14 protein-coding genes are annotated in these 20,572 nt (G+C 64.5%); 8 read left to right on the top strand and 6 right to left on the bottom strand.

The window, feature by feature from the left end; all coding sequences use genetic code 11:
* Position 1 precedes the first annotated feature (1 nt).
* The 3 genes from rsmG to ABIB29_RS07385 all read left to right on the top strand — a co-directional run bounded on the left by rsmG (position 2) and on the right by ABIB29_RS07385 (position 3,101).
* Positions 2-652 (top strand): 16S rRNA (guanine(527)-N(7))-methyltransferase RsmG, encoded by a 651-nt coding sequence (rsmG, locus tag ABIB29_RS07395; RefSeq protein WP_354171447.1) that lies wholly within the window; start codon positions 2-4, stop codon positions 650-652.
* 86 nt (positions 653-738) lie between these two features.
* Complete coding sequence (locus tag ABIB29_RS07390; protein ID WP_354171445.1) at positions 739-1,806, top strand: ParA family protein; 1,068 nt, start codon at positions 739-741, stop codon at positions 1,804-1,806.
* Between the two features lie 68 nt (positions 1,807-1,874).
* Positions 1,875-3,101 carry a ParB/RepB/Spo0J family partition protein gene (locus ABIB29_RS07385; protein WP_354171443.1) on the top strand — a complete coding sequence of 409 codons (1,227 nt, stop codon included), beginning with the start codon at positions 1,875-1,877 and terminating at the stop codon, positions 3,099-3,101.
* A gap of 4,677 nt (positions 3,102-7,778) precedes the next feature.
* Here the strand turns inward: ABIB29_RS07385 and trxA are convergent.
* The 5 genes from trxA to ABIB29_RS07360 form a co-directional block, all read right to left on the bottom strand.
* Complete coding sequence (gene trxA, locus ABIB29_RS07380) at positions 7,779-8,105, bottom strand: thioredoxin (RefSeq protein ID WP_354171441.1); 327 nt, start codon at positions 8,103-8,105, stop codon at positions 7,779-7,781.
* Positions 8,106-8,141: 36 nt separating this feature from the next.
* A complete protein-coding gene (gene trxB, locus ABIB29_RS07375; protein ID WP_354171439.1) occupies positions 8,142-9,098 on the bottom strand; it encodes a thioredoxin-disulfide reductase in 957 nt (318 codons plus the stop codon).
* A gap of 174 nt (positions 9,099-9,272) precedes the next feature.
* Positions 9,273-10,871 carry a protein kinase family protein gene (locus ABIB29_RS07370; RefSeq protein ID WP_354171437.1) on the bottom strand — a complete coding sequence of 533 codons (1,599 nt, stop codon included), beginning with the start codon at positions 10,869-10,871 and terminating at the stop codon, positions 9,273-9,275.
* Between the two features lie 173 nt (positions 10,872-11,044).
* Complete coding sequence (gene murJ, locus ABIB29_RS07365) at positions 11,045-13,087, bottom strand: murein biosynthesis integral membrane protein MurJ (protein WP_502915573.1); 2,043 nt, start codon at positions 13,085-13,087, stop codon at positions 11,045-11,047.
* Between the two features lie 69 nt (positions 13,088-13,156).
* Positions 13,157-13,705, bottom strand: a complete 549-nt coding sequence (locus ABIB29_RS07360) for an NUDIX hydrolase (protein WP_442784527.1) — start codon at positions 13,703-13,705, stop codon at positions 13,157-13,159.
* A gap of 170 nt (positions 13,706-13,875) precedes the next feature.
* On the opposite strand from ABIB29_RS07360, the gene ABIB29_RS07355 reads away from it, so the two are divergent.
* The 5 genes from ABIB29_RS07355 (at position 13,876) to ABIB29_RS07335 (ending at position 19,798) form a co-directional block, all read left to right on the top strand.
* Positions 13,876-15,342: a CCA tRNA nucleotidyltransferase gene (locus ABIB29_RS07355; protein WP_354171434.1), complete on the top strand. Its 1,467-nt coding sequence runs from the start codon at positions 13,876-13,878 to the stop codon at positions 15,340-15,342.
* Positions 15,343-15,927 carry a histidine phosphatase family protein gene (locus ABIB29_RS07350; RefSeq protein WP_354171432.1) on the top strand — a complete coding sequence of 195 codons (585 nt, stop codon included), beginning with the start codon at positions 15,343-15,345 and terminating at the stop codon, positions 15,925-15,927. It abuts the gene before it with no gap.
* Between the two features lie 656 nt (positions 15,928-16,583).
* Complete coding sequence (locus ABIB29_RS07345; RefSeq protein ID WP_354171430.1) at positions 16,584-16,724, top strand: hypothetical protein; 141 nt, start codon at positions 16,584-16,586, stop codon at positions 16,722-16,724.
* Between the two features lie 172 nt (positions 16,725-16,896).
* The gene (locus ABIB29_RS07340; protein WP_354171428.1) at positions 16,897-18,366 is read left to right on the top strand and encodes a glycosyltransferase family 87 protein; all 1,470 of its coding nucleotides are present in this window, start codon (positions 16,897-16,899) and stop codon (positions 18,364-18,366) included.
* Positions 18,359-19,798, top strand: coding sequence for a phytoene desaturase family protein (locus ABIB29_RS07335; RefSeq protein WP_354171426.1), 1,440 nt, complete (start codon positions 18,359-18,361; stop codon positions 19,796-19,798). The genes ABIB29_RS07340 and ABIB29_RS07335 overlap by 8 nt, the downstream gene beginning before the upstream one ends.
* A gap of 28 nt (positions 19,799-19,826) precedes the next feature.
* On the opposite strand, the gene ABIB29_RS07330 is transcribed toward ABIB29_RS07335, so the two are convergent.
* Positions 19,827-20,528, bottom strand: coding sequence for an ABC transporter ATP-binding protein (locus ABIB29_RS07330; protein WP_354171424.1), 702 nt, complete (start codon positions 20,526-20,528; stop codon positions 19,827-19,829).
* Positions 20,529-20,572 lie beyond the last annotated feature (44 nt).

Raw genomic sequence — 20,572 nt, 5'->3', positions numbered from 1 at the left:
GATGGTTGAAATTACCGCGGCCGAACTGCAGGCAGCCGAGAAGATCTTTGGGGACCGGCTGGACCTGGCCAAGCGCTATGTGGAGCACCTGGCCACGTCCGGGACGGAGCGGGGTCTGATCGGTCCCCGAGAGGTGCCCAGGCTGTGGAGCCGGCACGTCCTGAACTGTGCTGTGATCGAGAGCCAGATTGCCGAAGGAAGCCACGTGGCCGACGTCGGGAGCGGTGCCGGCCTGCCCGGCCTGTGCCTGGCCATCGCCCGGCCGGATCTGGAACTGACCCTGATCGAACCCCTTGAACGCCGTGTTATCTGGCTGCAGGAAGTCGTGGATGACCTCGGTCTCGACAACGTCACGATCATGCGCACCCGGGCGGAGCTTGCCGTGGGCATGGTGAAAGCCGACGTCGTCACGGCGCGCGCCGTGTCTGCACTCTCCAACCTCGCCGGTCTGACCATCCCGCTGCTGGCGGGCAAGGGTGAAGTCGTGGCGATCAAGGGACGCAGCGCCGGCGAGGAAATCGAAAAAGCCGCCAAGGTGATCCGGAAGCTTGGCGGTACCCAAACCTCCGTTGTCCTGGTGGGCGAGGACCTCCTCGAAGAACCCACGACCGTTGTCCGAATCGTTGTGAATAAGCCTCAAAAGATTGCCTAGCATCAGCCCGGTGCCCTCGGACTCCGCGGGTAAGAGGTTAGGCTAGTAACCGGCAGAAAAAGCCGAATGAGAGTGAGTGTGTCACAGTGACCAGTAGCGAAGCCTCCACACAACGGATCCCCCCGTTTGTGTCCCTGGGGTCCGCACGGGCCTTCAGTGCGCCTGCAGTCGCTCATGATTACTCCGTAAAGCGCACTGCATCGGTTGCGAAGACCACCGGGAAGCCGCGCGTTTCACGTGAAACATCGGTTGCCGCCACCGGGAACGTGCTGGACTCCATCGATGACTCCAGCCCCATCGCCCGTGAGCTCGCCCATGAGAACAAACGCCGGGAACGTCTCCTGGGCCGCGAACTTCCGAAGCCGGAGAAGACCCGTATCTTCACCGTTTCCAACCAGAAGGGCGGAGTTGGCAAAACGACCACCACGGTCAACATCGCCGCCGCCCTGGCTGCTGCAGGCCTGAACGTACTCGTCATAGATATTGACCCGCAGGGCAACGCGTCGACTGCCCTCGGAATTGAACACCACGCCGACGTTGACAGCATTTATGACGTCCTCATCAACGACATCCCGTTGCAGGACGTGGTGGCGCCCTGCCCGGATATTGCCAAGCTGATCTGCGCCCCTGCCACCATCCACCTCGCCGGCGCCGAGATCGAACTGGTCAGCCTCGTTGCCCGTGAGCAGCGCCTCCGGCGTGCCATTGACGTGTACGCCAGGGAACGCGCGAAGAACGGTGAGGAGCGGCTCGACTACATCTTCATTGACTGCCCGCCGAGCCTGGGGCTCCTGACGGTCAACGCGTTCTGTGCAGCCAGTGAAGTTCTCATTCCGATCCAGTGTGAGTACTACGCGCTGGAGGGATTGAGCCAGCTGCTGAAGAACATCGAGATGATCCAGAAGCACCTGAATGCCGATCTGGTTGTCTCCACCATCCTCCTGACCATGTACGACGGCCGAACGAACCTCGCTGCCCAGGTGGCAGCCGAGGTACGCGAACACTTCCCAGAGCAGGTGCTCGGCGCCGTGGTCCCCCGCTCGGTACGCATTTCTGAAGCACCCAGCTACCAGCAAACCGTGATGACTTACGATCCCTCATCCAGCGGTGCCCTGTCCTATCTGGAAGCCGCAGCCGAAATCGCGGAACGTTAGAATCTTTTCAAGAATTGCACTAGCTAGAGCCCGGTGATGCCCGGCTCTTCCAATGGAGGGATTTATCCATGAGCGATAAGCGACGCGGCCTCGGCCGTGGACTTGGGGCACTCATTCCAAGTTCCGCTGCGGCTGCCGGCAACGGTTCAGCCCCCTCCCGTCCCGTGGATCTGTTCTTTCCTGAGGCGCGCAAGCGGACACCCGAGGTCGAGGCACCGACTACGGAGGAGAAATCCGTAGCTCCCGCCAAGGAATCCGCTGCCAAGCCGCAGGTGCTCACCCCGGAGCCAGCTGCTGCTGGCCCCTCGGACGCGGCGGATGCGCGGACGGCCCCCGAGGCCAAGAAGGCTCCGGTGCGGAAGACACCTGCCGCCACGGGTGAGGTACCGGCCGCAGCAGCTGCGCCTGCCGCCGAGAAGTCGACCCTCGAAACTTCACTTCCGTCGGCGGAGGATCAGGGTGTGGAACTCGTCGAGGTACCCGGTGTCCGTTTCGCGGAAATCCTTGTTACTGACATTCACCCCAACCGCAAGCAGCCGCGCTCTGTCTTCGATGAGGACGACATGGCGGAGCTGGTTCACTCGGTTCGTGAGATCGGTGTCCTCCAGCCAATTGTTGTCCGCACTTCAACTGAAGAAGGTGGAGAACCCTACGAGCTCGTCATGGGTGAACGTCGCTGGCGGGCAGTACAGGCCGCGGGCCTTGAAACCATCCCCGCCATTGTCCGAGATACGACGGATGACGACCTGCTCCGCGACGCCCTCCTGGAGAACCTGCACCGGAGCCAGCTGAACCCCCTCGAGGAGGCCGCCGCCTACCAGCAGCTGCTGGAGGACTTCGGCACCACCCATGAACAACTCGCCGACCGTATCGGACGTTCGCGCCCCCAGGTATCGAATACACTCCGGCTGCTGAAGCTTCCGCCGCTGGTTCAGCGCCGCGTCGCGGCCAGCGTCATCTCGGCCGGACACGCCCGCGCACTCCTGGCTCTTCCGGACGCCGCCGCGATGGAACGCCTGGCCCAGAAGATCGTCGCTGAGGGAATGTCCGTCCGCGCGACCGAAGAGGCCGTCACGCTCTACCAGAATCCGTCGGCGGCACCGAAAAACAACATTCCGCGTCCGGGTGCGAGGCACGAACGCCTGGACTACCTGGCTTCTTCGCTCTCGGACCGGCTTGATACGAACGTCAAGATATCCCTTGGTGCACGCAAGGGACGTGTCAGTATCGAGTTCGCAAGCGTGGAGGACCTCAACCGAATCATGGATGTGTTGTCACCCGGAGCTTCCGCGTAGCTTAGTCAACCTCCTCAAAGGGACCTGTTTCACGTGAAACAGGTCCCTTTGTTGTTGGCGCTCTTTCATTGTCGTTCGCGCTGTGAAGCTGGTGTGTCCCCTCAAGGGGCCGGCTTTAGCCGCTGAGGGAACCCCTGAAGAGATCTCAGGGCGTCCGGCACAAAGCCGATCCTGCAGTCACCCCAAGAATTGCGCGCTCGGAGGCCCCCGGTAGAACTGTGTGGGCGCACTCCAGAACAGTGGGCCTGGAATCCAATGGAAGGTCCGTCTAACCATCGCCGTGCCGCCACGGGATGCGGATAGAACCACTCCGAGATGACGGCGGAGCGCCATCTGCGTGCTTCGCGGCTGGCCAGAGTTCCGCCATGCAGCTCTTACCGGCACCTGACATGGGCCGTGAGGGATCAAATCAGGGCACCAAAGTTTCACGTGAAACATCGAGGGCCCGGGCAAGATGCGTCCACACGTCAGGCACCGCGGTCCCCCGCGCCGCGTTCATAGCGACGGACAACCGAGGGCGGCAGTTGTTCCCCCTGATGGGATGGGAACACCGGACGATCCGTGGCGCTGCGCTTGCACTCCGCACACAGGCAGTCGCTGGTGCGGGCGGGTGAGACACGTTGATGGTTTGGATCATCTTTTAAGTAGGCCTGGGCGTGCTTTGGGAGTTTCACGTGAAACATCCCAAGGATGGGTACGGTGATTTCGGTGAGTATCGGACGCGCGGGCGGACGCTGCCCGGCGGACCGGACGGCCCGGGGGTTTCCACGCCCTGCGTTGGGCCCAGGTCGCGCAGCAGCCGCTGACGGCGCACTATTTGCCGTCGGCACCGATGTGGCCGCGCAAATGAGCCTTCGGACGGCACGAGGGGGACGAGACTCCCCCATGGCTGCCCAGCACCGCTGTGGGACGTTTTCAGGCCTCCTGCCGGCACGAGAGGGCTAAGACTCACCCAAGGCGGGACAGGGACGCTGGCGGCTCTGCTGGGACTCTCTGCGGACCAGGTGGATCCCTGCGAACTGGTATTAGTCTCGCGGGATCGGGCGTGCGAAAGCCGCCATTGTTCCTCAGGGGCGGGACCGGCCGGCTTGGCAGCACCATAGTCCTTCGCTACGGACCAGTACCGCTTCCGGCGGATAATGCCACAGACAAGAACAGCGGGCTTGTAGATGTTGCGCCCGACCGTGGCACGCCCAGCCGGTGACGGCATGCTATGGGGGGCATCGTTGGGCTCGTGGGCGGCCCCTGCGCCCGTCGAGATGTGGTGTGGTCGAGAGGTGGTGCCAGGGCCGGCCTAATTCAGGGCGATGCCAGGGCCTCGGACGCTCGGTCGGTGAATCGTGAGGGGTCACCGGTGTCCGTGTGTGTTTGAAGAGACTTTCCTGTCCCCCTCCAGCTTCATGGTTCAAAGCAGTACCGAAGTCACCGTCCCGATAACGGATGTCGCTCTGCGACGGACAGAGCGGGGCGGGGTTACCGGAGATGTGAGGTGATAACGGGGAGGGCCGCTCTCGACCAGAGCCAATCTAGGGCCATGCACTGGGCGGCTGGGCCGTCCACTCGTCTCGCGGAGAATATTCCGAACCGCCTGGTCGATTTCGCCGCCAGACGTGATCGGCTCCCATTGGGCTACCGGTCACTTCCTCGGACGTGATGACCTGCGGGGGGTGGTAGAAGAAGTGGCCGGACTCGTTCGTGCCGGGAAGGCCGAGGATGCGGTGTGGTTCTGCGGTTCGGTTACTCAGATGCTTTCCTCGGGCTGAGGAGATGATCGCAGGGATGGCGACCCGGGGTGACCCTCATGGTGTGGAAGTGGCGGTTTGAACGTATGTGGGCAGTAGTGGACAGTGCGGTGGATATTGCTGTGGATAACTTTGTGGATTACTGGAACCTGCAAGTCACAGTTCGCTGAACGTAACCGGGGTCGGGACAGCCGCGTGGACGAGCAGTCGGCTGGTTCGGGAACCGGGGACTGCCCCGTTTCACGTGAAACAATTGCACCGACGGAACCGTGATCTGATTCACGCCTGACTGTGCTTCCTAAATCCCCCGTCGTTGGTTAATTTTTCACGGTTTTGTGCGGCATTTGCCGGACTGCTTAGTGGCAGATCAATGATGCAGGGGACGCGTTGCCCGCTTCCCGGTTCGTATCGGAACGTGCATCTGGAAGGGGAGCCGCCCAGCTTCGCCCACCGTCTCGGAGCGCCGCCGTAAAACCCTGTGACAAAAAGCCCGGTGGGCTGTGGATAACTATGTGTATAACATCTGTGGAGAAACCTGTGGGTATGCGTTCCAATGACCTGAGGACGCGGTGACGGCGAACACCAGGCGCCCCATCTCCAAGGTGACGCCGGGGGCCAGTGGTCGACTTCACACAACTGATCCGGGCCATGGGAGGGAACTGTCGTCGATCCGTCTCTTGCCTGGCTTGCCGATACCTATCAATTTCCCCAACGCGGCGCGAAGCCTGGTTGCTGGGATACGCCTTCGCGGACGGACATATGGCTGTGCCAGGCCGGACAGGGCGCCTGTCCAATTCGTGCATATGCAAGCACCGAGTTCCGCTGACGGAATCATGGGCGTCTCGGGGAGCGCAGATGCGACCGCTCAGAGCCCCCGACGGGAATACACACCACGCGTTTCCCACTGATGGAGGGAAGAGGGCTGCAGCTGTCGCGGGCACACCCCTGTGGGTAGGGCGCTGGATTCCGGCTTGGCACCCTCACGGGCTTGCCGCGTTGACCATCGATGGAAGGTTTGGAAGTACGTTTGTCTCTGCCGCGTTGCATCTCAATAGGATCGCGAGGTTAGCCGTCGCCCTGGGTAGGCATGTTTCGTGCCCGTCCCGAGGAAAATGACTCAGCTGAGTGCGTCGGACTCTCCCATGTTGAGCTGCTCGCCCTGCCCCTGCACGATGTTCGCGGTTTCGGGAGACAGCTTGCTGGCAAGGTGTAGTTGAATCGTGGGCAATTGGCTCCGGTGGCTGCGGCTCCGGTGTCACCAGAGCGTCATCCGGCGCTGAGCGAAACCAGGCCAACGTTGCCCAGGGTTCACGCCGCCGCAGCCCCATTGCCGAACCGTTGCGATCCGGTGGCGGTGTGGTGGCCGTGGATGCCACCCCACGCCGGTCTCCGGGTGCGTGGTTACCTAGGATCCGGTGGGACGCCATGAATTCCTGATCCCCCGTTTGGAGCCACCTACGCGCACGGACGGTGCGCCTAGCCGAAGAACACAGCATGTTTCACGTGAAACACGTGCGGGTGTGCAATCCCTGAACCGTGTTCCAGGTGAAACACCCCTGGGGATGGGCGATCGTATTGCTGCTGCGGCCCGGAAGGACGTCCAGCGCGCAGTGCACAGGATGTAGCCGCAGTCCCGTCCCCTGCAGCCGGCGACTCGGATTGAGCGTTTGTTCGAACCAATCGTCGAACGTGAAACAAAAGCCGCCCTTCCTGTAAGCCTCCGCTATTTCCTGCAGCTCAGGCTCAGCGCATCTTAGGTGAGAGTGGAATATCAAATCTGCGTGTCCCCCTCACTCACTAGTCTGCACGTCCGCACTCACACCCACCGTGCCGGACGGGCGAAGCGTCCACGATGACGATGTGCGGCGTTGGTGGGCTCGGCTATGTTTCACGTGAAACAAGACCGCTGGGACGTTCCTGCCAGTCGGTTGTCGGAGCTGATCGCGGGATATGGGTGTATGGGCGAGAGTCTGCCGCGGGAATAATGTTTCACGTGAAACAGGATTGTGTAAGTCACCGGTGCCGATTTTCGGGCCGAGAGGGGGCATTGCGTGGTTTCCGGTCTCTAAGTCACGGCATTTCCACAGGTGGGGTGGTGATTGTTTCACGTGAAACATAACCGCCGGCTGCAAACCCACTGCTCTGCTGTGTATCCTTTGTTCGAACACCGCGCGTTCTGCAGTGCGACAGTGATCCGCGGCGGGAAGAATCCCGGGCAGGCCATTAGTCGCGGAGCAGCGCCGGCAGGTGCTCAGACGGACACCGCCTCCGTTTCGCCGAAGCTGCCTGTCCGACGTCGCGAGCGGCTCCCGGAATCGAAAACCGGCCGTACCTGCGGCGGAAGTGGCGGTTACTGCCTTTCCTACCCGGGCATGTCCCCGGCGGCCACGTAACATGGTGAGACCCGCCCAGGCCCGGTCCTCTGGTGGATTGACCCGGCTTGTGGATTGAACATGCCGATGATGAATATTGCGGTGTAATTCCATTTGACTTGCCGGAGCCAGTCCCCTTTTGCCGAAGAAGCTTCCCGTGGTCCCAGGTGGTAAATGCACGGTCCAAGCCTGTTCCACCGATTCGGGCAGACAGGGCTTGCAGTCTTATCGACTATGCGGCACCGCACCTGTTTCACGTGAAACCTGGCCTGTTGGTCGGTGCATGGCGGCCGATGGGTATCTTGCCGCAGGAATCTCCTACCGCGGAGGTCCCTGCACCGTACGATACGAATACACCCGAACTGTAAAATCAGGGGGCTTTATTCAACTTATTTTAATTGCTTGATTGCCAACCCGGCGCTTCGCCTTGGGACCATCGCCTTGAGATTGGTGTGCGGCACGGCCAGCCAGGCTCCGCTGTACACAAAAGTAGCCCCACTTCCGGGAACGGAAGCGGGGCCACTCGGACGTGTGGTCTGCGCGGAGCGCGGACTACGCCGGAACTAGGACAGAACGTCCGCGAATTCCTTCTCGAAGAACTGCTTGGGGCGGGCGCCGATGACGGTACCCTTCACTTCCCCGTCCTGGAACAGATAGACGGCGGGAATGGACGTGATGCCGTACTGCGCTGCGATCGCCGGGTTGTCGTCTACGTTTACCTTGACGACGTCAACCTTTTCGCTGTACTCCACGGAGATCTCGTCGAGGATGGGCCCGAGCTTGCGGCACGGCCCGCACCACTCGGCCCAGAAGTCCACGATGACCGGCTTGGAAGAAGCCAGTACATCGGTGCTGAAACTAGCGTCCGTTACGTCTTTTGCGTTGCTCATATCCCTGTCTCTCTTCGGTTGGTTGGTGCGTGCCGATTAGGCGTGGAAGTCGGCGAGGTAATGCTCGACGTCGAGAGCGGCTACGCAGCCGGATCCCGAGGCCGTGATGGCCTGGCGGTAGGTCGGGTCGATGACGTCTCCGGCGGCAAAGACGCCCTTGATGCTGGTCTTCGACGTGCGGCCTTCGACGGCGATGGTGCCCTCAGCGGTCAGGTCCAGCTTCCCCTTGACGAGGTCGGTGCGGGGATCATTGCCAATTGCCACAAAAACGCCTGTAACGGCGAGCTCTGTCTCGGTGCCGTCCACGAGGTTCTTCAATCGAAGCCCGGTGACCTTGTCCTGGCCGAGAACATCCTCGACGCCGGTGTTCCAGACAAAGTTGATTTTCTCGTGGGCCAGAGCACGGTCGGCCATGATTTTGGAGGCTCGCAGGGTGTCGCGGCGGTGGACCACGGTGACTGACTTCGCGAACTTGGTGAGGAACAGCGCCTCTTCCATGGCGGAGTCACCACCGCCAATCACTGCAATGTCCTGGTTCTTGAAGAAGAAACCATCGCAGGTTGCGCACCAGCTGACACCGTGACCGGAGAGTCGCTTTTCGTTCGGCAGGCCGAGCTCACGGTAGGCCGAACCAGTTGACAGAATGATGGAGCGGGCCCGGAAAGTCTCCCCGGATCCGATGGTCACGGTCTTGATGTCGCCGTCGAGATCCAGGTCGGTGACGTCCTCAAACTGGATTTCAGTGCCGAATCGGGCAGCCTGCTTCTCGAAGTTTTCCATCAGGTCCGGACCCATGATGCCATCCGGGAAACCCGGGTAGTTCTCGACGTCCGTCGTGTTCATCAGCTCGCCGCCGGCGGTGACTGATCCGGCCAGGAGCAGCGGCTTCAGGTTGGCGCGCGCCGTGTACACCGCGGCGGTGTAGCCCGCGGGGCCGGAGCCTACGATGATGACATCACGTACGTCGGACGCGGTGTTTTCTGCGTTGCTCACTGAACGGTGAACCTCTTCCTTTGTCGATGCGCCCGCCTGGATGGCCGGCCACATGGCACAACTGCCACTTGGTGCTGAATATTCCGGCGGGACTGGGCATCACGGGAGGACACCAAGCCTCGGGGTACCGTCTGGGCACCGAGGTCCGCCCGCTCCTGCCTTGGTTACGGACCGCTACTGGACCTTGATCTCGGCCAGGCGAAGGCCAAACCCGTAGCGGGTCTTCGGTGCGGCCAACTTGGGCAGGTTCTTGATGGAGACGATGACATAATGCGCGGTGGTGGGCTCCTGCAGGGGCATCGTCAGATCCGGGGAAGTGAAGCTGTTGCTGCCAACCTGTTTGGCACCCTCGAGGGACGGACGGCCGTTGGTGTACACGCTGATGCTGCCGCCGGAGGCCCCCAACTGGCTCAGCGTCACCGAGGAGACCTTAGCAGGGCTCTCAAGCTTGACGACGAGCGGAACCTCGGCGGCCAGGCCACCCCAGTTGTCCGTGGCGAATTCCATGTCCGACCAGTAGCTGGCGGCATTGCCGTCGAAGGTCTTGACCAGGTCACCGTCATAGGTACCGGCAAAATCGAAGTTGCCCAGCCGCGTGACGTCCTCAATGACGGGCGGACCGGCGGCCGGCGCGGGGCTGGCAGTGCCGGAGGGCGCGGCCGACGCGGTCGTACCGGGCGCACTGGTGGACGTCGGTTCCCCTGCGACGGTCTCCGGAGTGGACTTGAAGAGACTGCCAAGATTGGTGACCGCAAGAACCAAACCGACTACGAGAACCGCGGCCAGCAGTCCGCCAACCAGCCACCGCATGGAGCGTGGCTCGCGCTGAGGTTCTTCGTCCGTGCCGTGGTACTCGTCGTCTCCCGCGGAGTCGCTGTTCCGGGCGGAGCCCGGGAAGAACCCGGGGGCGCGATCGGCGGAGGCACCTCCGGCCGCGGCGGCCAACGCCGGTGCCTTATCCTGCTGGGAAGTACGCCCGCTGTCGGGGGCGGGGCGGTCGTAGTCGTCGTCTGACCACAGCGAAACTTTGGGTGTTTCGGCAGGAGCCGGCGGCGTGGAGTCACGTGCACTGGATGCCGGGGAGCTACCCTGAACCGGCTGGGGTGCCGTTACGTGAGGCGCGGCCTCCTGGGGGGCGGTTTCGGGGGACTTCTCCTTGGCAGATGCCGCCGCGGCGCCTGCGGCAAGCCCCGCGGCGCCGGCTGCGCCAGCAGCAGCCCCAGCGCCGGCTGCGGGCGAGGTGGCCGGACGCAAAGGCGGGCGGGCGGGGGAAACCGGCGGCACCACCGGCTTGGCCTTTTGTGCCGGAGCGGCTGGCTGCTGCTTCTGCCCGTAGTTGATGTACCCCGCGTCGACTTCTTCTTCGTCGTAGAGGCCGTCATAGGTTTCGGGCTCGTGGGAGCGAGGCTGACCGAAGATTTCGCTGCCCAGCGTGTCCGTGAAGAACGGCTCGATGTAGGGCGGGTTGGACGAGACCACCAGGTCCAGCAGGTCGGCGGCCGAGGTGTGGTTGGTGATGAGGTAGGTCGTGTCGTCGCTGACACCCAGATCGAGGATCTGCACGGTGCCGGGGCGCTCCCCCGTGGCGACTTCCCGGGCACTCTGTGCCACCTGCTCGGCATTGCCGGGGCCGGCCACCAGGATGCTCACGGCACGGTTGAGTACCTGGTCCACGCCGTCCAGCACCAGATCCTGGTCATGTGAGGTCAGTACAGTGGCAGTGACCTTGTAACGGCCACCTAGTACTGATCCGACATCGATCGGGTGGGACACGGGCTCCTCCTAGGCTGTCCGGGTGCTGCCGAGCTGATCACTTCATCAGTGACCGCAGGCCGTCCGGTAAAGCCGGTGGACCCCTGGTCTGCAACTCCCCTTGTTAGTCTTCGATCCTAGCCGATGTACGGTCCCGGCCACGGAAGCACGGCCCCGCGAACCCGGCCCGTTTACTATTTTTTCTTCTTGCCGCCGAACGGGAAATAGGGGTTTCGCCCAGCGGGGCCCTGGTAGGTCCTGCGCCCGGGCAGTGGCACATCGCCGTCCAGGCCGCCTTCCGCGGTGCTGGGCAGGTCCTCGGCGGGCAGGTAGCCGCCTTCCGGCCCGGCGCGTCCGGCCCGTTCATCCTGTTCGTCCAGGTCAGGACCCGCGCGGAAGGACGCGGCATCGAATTCCCCGGAGATCCTTGGAATGAGCCCGGTATCCACCGAGACAGTGGCACGTTCCGGCCTCGTCCGCCCTGCCGCGTCGCCGTCCGGCAGGTCTGCGCTGGGCTCCGCAGCCGACCGGCGGCGCAGGCGCCCCAGCAGCGGCTGCAGCAGGTCGTTCAGTTCGGTCACCCGGAAGAGCTTCAGCAGCAGCAGGTAGGCCGCCAGCATAACGGGCCCGACGACGACGATCGTCACCAGCGCCGCGGCAGGGGTGCTCCAGGCGAAGCCATCCCGGTTGTAGCTGCCCAGCAGCCACAGAGCCACGGCGCCGGCCAGGGCGGAACCCAGGGCGGCATACCCCATCCGGATATAGGCGTTGGCGATCCGCGGGCCGTCCAAATGTCCCAGCAGCCGGCGCAGGAAAATCGCGCTGACGAGCACGGACAGGATATTGCCGCCGGTGTAGAGGACGGCGATGGCGAAGATGATCTGATCGAACGGCAGGAACTGGATCGAGAAGGCGGCAACCACGTTCACGAGGGCCAGCACCAGCTGGATGAAGAACGGCGTCCGGGCGTCCTCATTGGCGTAGAACACACGGGACATCATGAAGTTGGCGCTCATAAACGGTGTGCTGAGAGCCAGGATGGTCAGCGTCTGAGCGAGCATAACGCCGTCCTGGGGCACCCCGCCGGAGAAGAACATGCCCAGCGGTCCGGCCAGCGCGAACAGGGCCAAGGCACCGAACACCGTGGCCACGGCCATGGTCCGGAGCCCGTGGGAAAGCGCGTTGCGCAGCGCGGCGTGGTCCCCATCCTGCGAGGCCCGGGTCATCCGGTTGAACAGCACGGTGGCCAGCGACAGCGCAATGATCGAGTGCGGGAGCAGGTACAGCTGGCTCGCCACTTCCAGCACGGCGTTGCCCGGCAGCGTGTCGGCGGCCGGGTCCCCCGCCTGCTCCAGCCGCAGCCGTTCCGCGCCCGGGATCGTGGCGATGCGCATGACATAGAGGAACGCCAACTGGCCGACGGCGGCCGTCGCCAGGGTCCAGACGCTCAGCCTGGCGGCCTGGCCCAGTCCGACCCCGCGCCAGCCGAAACGCGGCCGCAGCCCGAGCCGGAGCCGGAACACCGGGACCAGCAGGATGGCGGTCTGGGCGATCACGCCGATGGTGGAGAAACCGGCGACCAGGAACGTCTGGGTGGAGTCCCAGGTGTCCAGGGTGTGGGGGTTGGCCACATTGGCGCCGAAGGTCCAGATGAACATGCCGAGGCCCGCGATCGCGACAATATTGTTCAGGATCGGCGCCCACATCGCGGGCCCGAACGCGCCGTGGGCGTTGAGCACCTGGGTCAGCAGGGCGTACAGACCGTAGAAGAAGATCTGGGGAAGGCACCAGAACGCGAAGGACACCGCGAGGGCCTTCTGCCCCGGCGAGTAGCCCTGCGTTGTCAGTTGGATGACCCACGGTGCCAGCAGCGTCACTGCCAGCGTGAGTGCCAGCAGCACCAGCACAGCCAGCGTCAGCAGCCGGCTGATGTAGTCCGCACCCTTGTCCGGAGCCTTGCTGGCCTTGATGATCTGCGGCACCAGCACGGCATTGAAGACGCCGCCCGCCACCAGCAGGAAGATCAGGTTCGGCAGGTTGTTCGCATTGATGAACGTGTCGTTGACCGTGGAGCCCAGACCGAGGGCGGCCGCCAGCATCCAGGTCTTGGCGAAGCCCAGGAAACGCGAGACCAGCGTTCCGGCGGCCATGATGGCGCTGGAACGGACTTCTCCGGACTGGACGGCTGCGGAATCGGCGGGGCCGGAGTGCGCGGGGGTGGGTTTGGCTGATGACATCGTCTTCATCGTCTCACCCGGGCACGGCTTTAGGCGCTATCCGCGACCTATAAAGGGGATTCTGTGGCCCTAGCGGTGTTCCGGCAGAACTTCCTTGGCGAGGTCGGCGATGCGGCGCTCATTCGGGAAGGAGAGCTTCCGGGCCAGCTCATGGATGGGAACCCAGGCGACGTCCACGGCCTCCTTGTCCGGATCATTCTCGATCGTCAGTTCCCCGCCCGTGGCCTGCAGCAGGTAGTGGTGGACGGTCTTGTGGACGCGGTGCCCGCTGACCGTGAACCAGTAGTCGATGCTCCCCAGCGGAGCGAGGATCTTGCCCTCGATGCCGGTTTCCTCCGCGATCTCACGCACGGCGGCTTCCTCGTTGCTTTCCTTGCCTTCCGGATGGCCCTTGGGCAGGCACCATTCCAGCCGCCCGCCGCGATTAAGGCGGGCAATAATCGCAACCCGGAGTTCGGCGTCGGAAGTATCCACCACAACGCCGCCGGCGGAGATTTCCTCCACGGTGGGGAGGGAAGCCTGTCCGGAATGCTGCACCGGCGCGACATTGGCACCGATTGCCGACGGCAACGGTGCGTTTGTCCTCCTGCCGGGAGCGCTCGGTACGGGATGGGCCATGAAGTCCACTCTAACGACTCTTGTCCGCACTTGATGACCTAAACATGGCAGGAAAGTGGACGGCCGGGAAAGTGGATCGCCCGTTCCCTCCCCGGTTTCGGTGCCAGCGGCCGGACTTGGGGAGCATTCAGTGTGGTGCTGGCCGGGATTTCTGACAAGCTTAAGAAACTATGGCGCACGCACATCACAAGACTGACTCGCACACCGTTGATTTCCAGGTAGACCCTGTCGTTCTGGAGCTCGGGCAGCGGTTTGTCGACGCCGGCCACGAACTCTCCCTGGTGGGCGGACCCGTACGCGACCTGTTCCTGGGCCGGGTGTCCCCCGACCTGGACTTCACCACCGACGCCACACCGGACCAGACGGTCGCCCTGATCCGGAGGTGGGCTGACAACTACTGGGAAATCGGGCGCGCCTTTGGCACCATCGGGATGCGCAAGGCCGGCTTCCAGATCGAAATCACCACCTACCGCGCCGAGGCGTACGATCCCGACTCCCGTAAACCCGTGGTCGCGTTCGGAAAGTCGCTGACGGATGACCTGCTGCGCCGGGACTTCACGATCAACGCCATGGCGCTGCGCCTGCCCGCGCTGGACCTCGTGGATCCTTTCGGCGGAGTCCGCGACCTCCACGCTTCCATCCTTGCCACTCCGGGCGCCCCGGAATCCTCCTTCTCCGACGACCCGCTGCGCATGATGCGCGCCGCCCGCTTCGCCGCCCAGCTGGGGATCACGGTGCACGAGGACGTCCGCGCCGCGATGTCCCGGATGGCGGAACGGATCACCATGATCTCCGCGGAACGTGTCCGCGAGGAGCTGGTCAAGCTCATCTGCGCGGCACACCCCCGGGCCGGGGTGGACCTGCTCGTGGACACGGGACTCGCTGACTTCGTGCTGCCCGAGGTTTCCGCCCTGCGGCTGGAGTCCGATGAGCACCACCGGCACAAGGACGTGTACCAGCACTCGCTCCAGGTCCTGGAGCAGGCCGCCGCGCTCGAAACGGATGCGGACGGCGCCGTGCCCGGTCCGGACTTTGTGCTCCGGTTCGCAGCCTTGATGCACGACGTCGGGAAGCCGGCCACGCGCCGTTTCGAGCCGGGCGGCGCGGTGAGCTTCCGGCACCACGACATGGTCGGGTCGAAACTGACCTCAAAGCGGATGAAGGCGCTGCGCTTCGACAACGACACGATCAAGGCCGTGGCGAAGCTGGTGGAGCTGCACATGCGCTTCTACGGCTACGGCGATGCCGGCTGGAGCGATTCGGCTGTCCGCCGCTATGTCACCGACGCGGGTCCGCTGCTGGAGCGGCTGCACCGGCTGACCCGCTCTGACGTGACCACCCGCAACCAGCGCAAGGCCGAGCGGCTGGCCTTCGCCTACGACGATCTCGAGGCCCGGATCGCGGCCCTGCGGGAACAGGAATCGCTGGAGGCCGTCCGCCCAGACCTCGACGGTGGTCGGATCATGGAACTCCTGGGACTCAAGCCCGGCCCGGTCGTCGGGCGAGCCTACAAATTCCTGCTGGAGGAACGGATGGAGCACGGCCCGCTGGATCCCGCCGTCGCCGAGGCCAAACTGCACGAATGGTGGGCTGCCCAGCCCGAGTCCGCCGTCTCACTCTCAACCGAGGAGTCCTAAGTGATTGCACCTTCCAACGGCCCCCGCCCGCAGCTGTGGATCCTGCGGCACGGCGAAACGGAGTGGTCCAAGAGCGGCCAGTACACCGGGCTTACCGACCTCCCGCTCACCGTGGAGGGTGAGCAGCAGTCCGTGGAGGCACGCAAGGTGCTCGACACCGTCGACTTTGACCTGGTGCTGACGTCCCCGCTGCGGCGGGCCCGCCGCACCGCGGAACTCGCCGGCTTCCCCGACGCCCAGCTGGAGCCGCTCGCGGTCGAGTGGGACTACGGCGACTACGAGGGCATCAGCTCAGACCTCATCCGCAAGGACAACCCGGAATACCTGATCTGGACCCACGGCGTGCCGAACGGCGAAGCCCTCGATGACGTCGCCGCGCGGGCGGACAAGATCGTGGCGCGGGTGCTGGAATCCGGCCTGGACAACGTGCTGATCGTGGCCCATGGACACTTCTCCCGGATCCTCACCGCCCGGTGGCTGGGACTCGATCCCCATGAGGGCCGGCACTTCATCCTGGGAACCGCGAAAGTCTGCACGCTCGGCTGGGACAAGAAGACCCCGGCAGTGGTCCGCTGGGGCCTGTAAATACGGTTTATCAAATAACTTCAAGGAAGTTTATGAATGCGGTATTCAAGTTCTGCATTCATGGTGTATTTTTATTTCTGACCCCAGAGCGTCCTGCCGGGGTCGAGGCGCGCGTCGCCCGGCCAGTCAGCCGGAGCCACGGCATAACGGAAAAGGAGGTTGGGAGAAATGATTACTTTGACTAGCGGATGGATGTACTCCATCACCGCCACCCCGGCCTCTGACGCTGAACCGCGCCCAAATTTCGGCCCGACTGCCTCCTGACCCTTCCGCCCGCGGACAGTTTTCTGACCTAGGACCCGGAGCCTGGGCAATACCGGCGCTCCCCTTCCCGGGTGCACCGTGACAGCGGACTGACCCAGGCGGACCCGCGCGGTTACGCAGCATCCCCAAAGTTCGGAACCCAGCTTCCTGTTGGGGTTGCAGCATTCCGCGTGCAGGGGCCTCCAGTCGCTTTTGCGAAACCGCTGCATTAATGCTTGTTATTCGTATGCCCAAATTCGGCTTTTTCTTCCTCAATTCACAGAGGCCCTAATTGGCATGCCCAATTACCTCCCATTTCCAGCTGTACCAATGAAAGGTCCATCGTGACAATTGCCAGCACAGCAACCACAGCCCGACCACGCAGCACGAGCCGGCGGCGGGAGGTGATCACCATGAAGCAGAAACTCCAGAGAATCCTGCGCCGGGCCCTCAAACCCGCCCCAAGGCACACGACGCTGTTCAACGGACAACTCCTCGACCAGAAGCGTGAAGACGTCTACGTTGTTATGCACCAGATGGGCCTCATCCGCTGAGGCAGGGCCAGGCCATCGAAGGAGGAACTGATGACTGACCTCGGAACTGATCCGCAGGGAGCCCACGCGGCGACGCGTGGGCTCTTCCTTTTAAGCTCCCGTTTTCAGCACCCTCTAACCACCCGCCCGGCGCAGCACGGGCACCTGCAGCCGCCCCGGTAAGCTCGGGGACATGCAGGAGACAAAGCCGCCGGAACACCGCAGACGTGTCCGACTGGTCATCCCGAGCCGCAGCGACCCCCTGCTGAGGAATTTCACGGAACTGGTCGGTGGACCCATGGGCCGCCGCTCTGCCCCCGGCATTGTCTCCCCCGGATTTTTCACCGTGGAACGCGTCCTGATCCTGCTCACCGTGCTGGCGGCCGTGACCGGCATCCTGCTCAAGTCTTACTGCCGCAACAACGGTTGGGAAACCCCGGGGCAGTTCTATGCGACCTGCTATTCGGACTTTCCGGAACTGTTCAAGAACCGCGGCCTCGGAGACGGCGCCTTCCCCTTCATCACGCAGGGGACGTTCTTCGAATACCCCGTGCTTATGGGCTTCATCGCCGGCGCCACGGCCCTGCTGGTCCCCGGCGAGGGCGTCTCGGCCGGCCGCATCCTGGCGTACTTCGACATCAATGCCGCCCTGATCCTGGCCGTCTGGATCGTCACGGTGCTCGCCACGGCACGGATGGCCCGACGTCGGCCGTGGGACGCGGCCATGGTGGCGGTGGCCCCCGGCATCATCCTGGCCGGCACCATCAACTGGGACATGTGGGCGGTTGGGCTGCTGGCCCTCGGCATGTACTGCTTCTCCCGGAACAAACTCGTGCTCGCCGGGATCTTCATCGGGCTGGGTACCGCAACCAAGCTCTACCCGGTACTGATCCTTGGTGCGGTCCTGCTCCTGGCCCTGCGCACCGGGAGGATCCGGGCGATCCTGGTGACCGCCGGCGCCGCCGCCGCCGCGTGGCTGGCCGTCAACGTCCCGGTCGCAGCCGTCAACCCCGAAGGCTGGAAATACTTCTACCAGTTCACCGAGGACCGGCCTGCCGGTTACAGCTCGCCCTGGTTTGCGTACAACCTCGTGGCCGGCCGGCTGGGCTGGCTCCCCCTGCAGCCCGAGTCAATCAACACCCTCGCCTTGAACCTCTTTGTGCTCGCCTGTGTGCTGATCGGGGTGCTGGCACTGGCCGCGCCCCGGAGGCCCCGGCTCGCTCAGCTCGTGTTCCTGATCGTTGCCGCGTTCATCCTGACCAACAAGGTCTACTCCCCCCAGTTCGTCATCTGGCTTATCCCGCTGCTTGCCCTGGCCCGGCCGCGGTGGCGCGACTTCCTGATCTGGCAGACCTTCGAGGTTCTGCATTGGGCGGCCGTCTGGATGTACCTGGGGCAGGTGACGAGCGGCGGCGTTTCCCAGCACAATATTGATATGCCCTACTATGTCCTCGCCGTGGTCTTCCACATGATCGCCACCGGCTACCTGATGATGCGGGTGGCCTGGGAAATTTGGGATCCCAGGCATGATGTGATCCGCCGGAACGGGACGGATGATCCGCAAGGCGGGCCGTTCGAAGGCGTCCCGGACCGGCTGCGGGTGGACCTGTTGCGCCCCGCGGCGTCCGTGCTGCCCTGGCGGAAGGAGCCCGCAAATGCCTGATGTCGCCGTCGTCGGATCAGGACCGAACGGGCTCGCCGCGGCGGTGACTCTCGCCCGCGCCGGGCTGAAGGTGCACGTCTACGAGGCTGCGCCCACCCCGGGCGGCGGGCTGCGCACTGCGGAACTCATGGAACCCGGCCACTTTCATGATGTCTGCTCGGCGGTGCACCCGATGGCCCTCGCCTCGCCATTTTTCCGGCAATTCGAGCTGTCCCGGCGGATCCGGCTCGAGGTTCCCGAAGTCTCCTACGGCACACCGCTCGACGGCGGCCGGGCGGCGCTGGCGTACCGCTCACTCGAGCGCACGATTGCCGGCCTGGGGCGCGATGGCGCCGCCTTTGGAAGACTGATGGCCCCGCTCGTGGAGCGCGCCGACGGCATCACCGACCTGACGCTGAACCAGCTCCTGCGGATCCCACGCGACCCGGTGGCGGCTGCCCTCTTCGGTGCAAGGGTCCTGGAGCAGGGCTCGCCGCTGTGGGGGCTGAGGTTCCGGGAGGAGCTGGCGCCGGCGCTGCTGACCGGGGTCGCCGCGCACGCGGTGGGGCAACTCCCTTCGCCCGCTCCGGCCGGGGCGGGCCTCATGCTGGGGACCCTGGCGCACACGGTCGGCTGGCCGGTCCCGGTGGGCGGTTCCGCGGCAATCGCGCAGGCCATGGTGGCAGACATTGAAGCGCACGGCGGGGCGGTGGAAACCGGGGCACGGATCGGATCCCTGGCGGAGCTCCCCCCGGTCCGCGCCACACTACTGGACGTGGCGCCGCCCGGATTGCTGCGACTGGCGGAAGGCAGGCTCCCGGGTCGGTACCGCCGCGCCCTGGAGGCGTACCGGTTCGGAAACGCGGCCTGCAAGGTGGATTTCATCCTTTCCGGGCCGGTCCCGTGGGCGGCGCCCGGACTGGCCGACGCCGGAACGGTCCACGTGGGTGGCACCCGAGCGGAGATGGCCGAGGCGGAAAACCTCGTCGCGGCGGGGCGGCATCCGGAACGGCCCTATGTCCTGGTCTCCCAGCCTTCGGGCTTCGACGCCGGACGAGCACCCGAGGGCCGGCATATCCTGTGGAGCTACTGCCACGTGCCGGCCGGTTCCACCGTGGACATGGCGGAGGCCGTGACGGCACAGCTGGAGCGCTTCGCGCCCGGATTCCGCGACCTTGTCCTCGGCCATCACGTTACGACGGCGGCCGAACTGGGCGTGTACAACGAGAACTACGTCGGCGGGGACTTCAGCGCGGGTCTGATGGACCTCCGTGGGCTCATCCGGCGGCCCGTCCTGGGCCCGGTCCCCTGGCGCACCCCGCTGCGCGGCGTGTACCTCTGTTCCTCCTCCACGCCGCCGGGGCCGGGCGTCACCGGAATGCCGGGATTCCACGCCGCCAAATATGCCCTGAAGGACATATTCGGCCTTGCGGTGCCGTCCCTCCGGCTTTAGGGCGTCCACCGTGCCCGGGGCCCGGGCCTCAGGCCAGGGCACGACTGACCGGCTGCAGGGCGGAGAGCGAGCCGTCGCGCATGCTCGCGACCGTGTCCGTCAGCGGGACGAAACCGGTGTCGTGGGTGACCATCACCGTCGCCACCCCGAACTCGTCCGTGACCCGGCGCAGCAGCCGTACGATCGCCTCGCTGCGGTCATGGTCCAGGGCGGCTGTAGGTTCATCCACCAGCAGCACGGCGGGGTCCCCCATCAGGGCACGGGCAATGTTGACCCGCTGCCGCTGGCCTCCGGAGAGCTGGTGGGGCCACTTCCTGGCTGCCGGGCCCAGGCCAACAAGGTCCAGGAGTGCGGCGGCGCGGTGCGTGGCCTCCCTGGCCGGCTTGCCACGCAGGTGATCCCTGATCACCAACTGCTCCAGAGCGGTCAGGGACGGCAGCAGGTTCGGCTGCTGGAAGATGATGCCGATCCGGTCCCGGCGCAGCGATGTGCGCCCCGCCTCGGACAGTCCACCGACGTCGATTCCGCCGATCACGACGAGACCTGCGGTGGGCCTCACCAGGGTGGCGGCGACGGCCAGCAGGGACGATTTGCCCGACCCGGAGGGTCCCACAAGGGACAGGAATTCCCCCGCGGCGAGCTTGAGGTTGACGTTGTCGAGCGCTTTGAGGGTGCCGTCGCCGTCGGGGTATTCCAGGGTGAGGTTGACGAGGTTCAGGGCGGTGTTCACGGTGTATGCCTTTCAGTGAATGTTCCAGGTCCGGGTGCAGTACG

Origin of the sequence: Arthrobacter sp. UYEF36 (genome assembly GCF_040547025.1) — a bacterium.
In the GTDB taxonomy this organism is placed as follows: domain Bacteria; phylum Actinomycetota; class Actinomycetes; order Actinomycetales; family Micrococcaceae; genus Arthrobacter.
The sequence above is the reverse complement of the archived record's forward strand: the minus strand, read 5'-3'. Positions and strand labels throughout refer to the sequence as shown.

Bases quoted from the DNA above. Each gene is read 5' to 3' on its own strand.
- rsmG (WP_354171447.1), top strand. From the start codon at position 2: ATGGTTGAAATTACCGCGGCCGAACTGCAGGCAGCCGAGAAGATCTTT.
- ABIB29_RS07385 (WP_354171443.1), top strand. From the start codon at position 1,875: ATGAGCGATAAGCGACGCGGCCTCGGCCGTGGACTTGGGGCACTCATT.
- trxA (WP_354171441.1), bottom strand. From the start codon at position 8,105: ATGAGCAACGCAAAAGACGTAACGGACGCTAGTTTCAGCACCGATGTA.
- murJ (WP_502915573.1), bottom strand. From the start codon at position 13,087: ATGTCATCAGCCAAACCCACCCCCGCGCACTCCGGCCCCGCCGATTCC.
- ABIB29_RS07360 (WP_442784527.1), bottom strand. From the start codon at position 13,705: ATGGCCCATCCCGTACCGAGCGCTCCCGGCAGGAGGACAAACGCACCG.
- ABIB29_RS07355 (WP_354171434.1), top strand. From the start codon at position 13,876: ATGGCGCACGCACATCACAAGACTGACTCGCACACCGTTGATTTCCAG.
- ABIB29_RS07345 (WP_354171430.1), top strand. From the start codon at position 16,584: ATGAAGCAGAAACTCCAGAGAATCCTGCGCCGGGCCCTCAAACCCGCC.
- ABIB29_RS07340 (WP_354171428.1), top strand. From the start codon at position 16,897: ATGCAGGAGACAAAGCCGCCGGAACACCGCAGACGTGTCCGACTGGTC.
- ABIB29_RS07335 (WP_354171426.1), top strand. From the start codon at position 18,359: ATGCCTGATGTCGCCGTCGTCGGATCAGGACCGAACGGGCTCGCCGCG.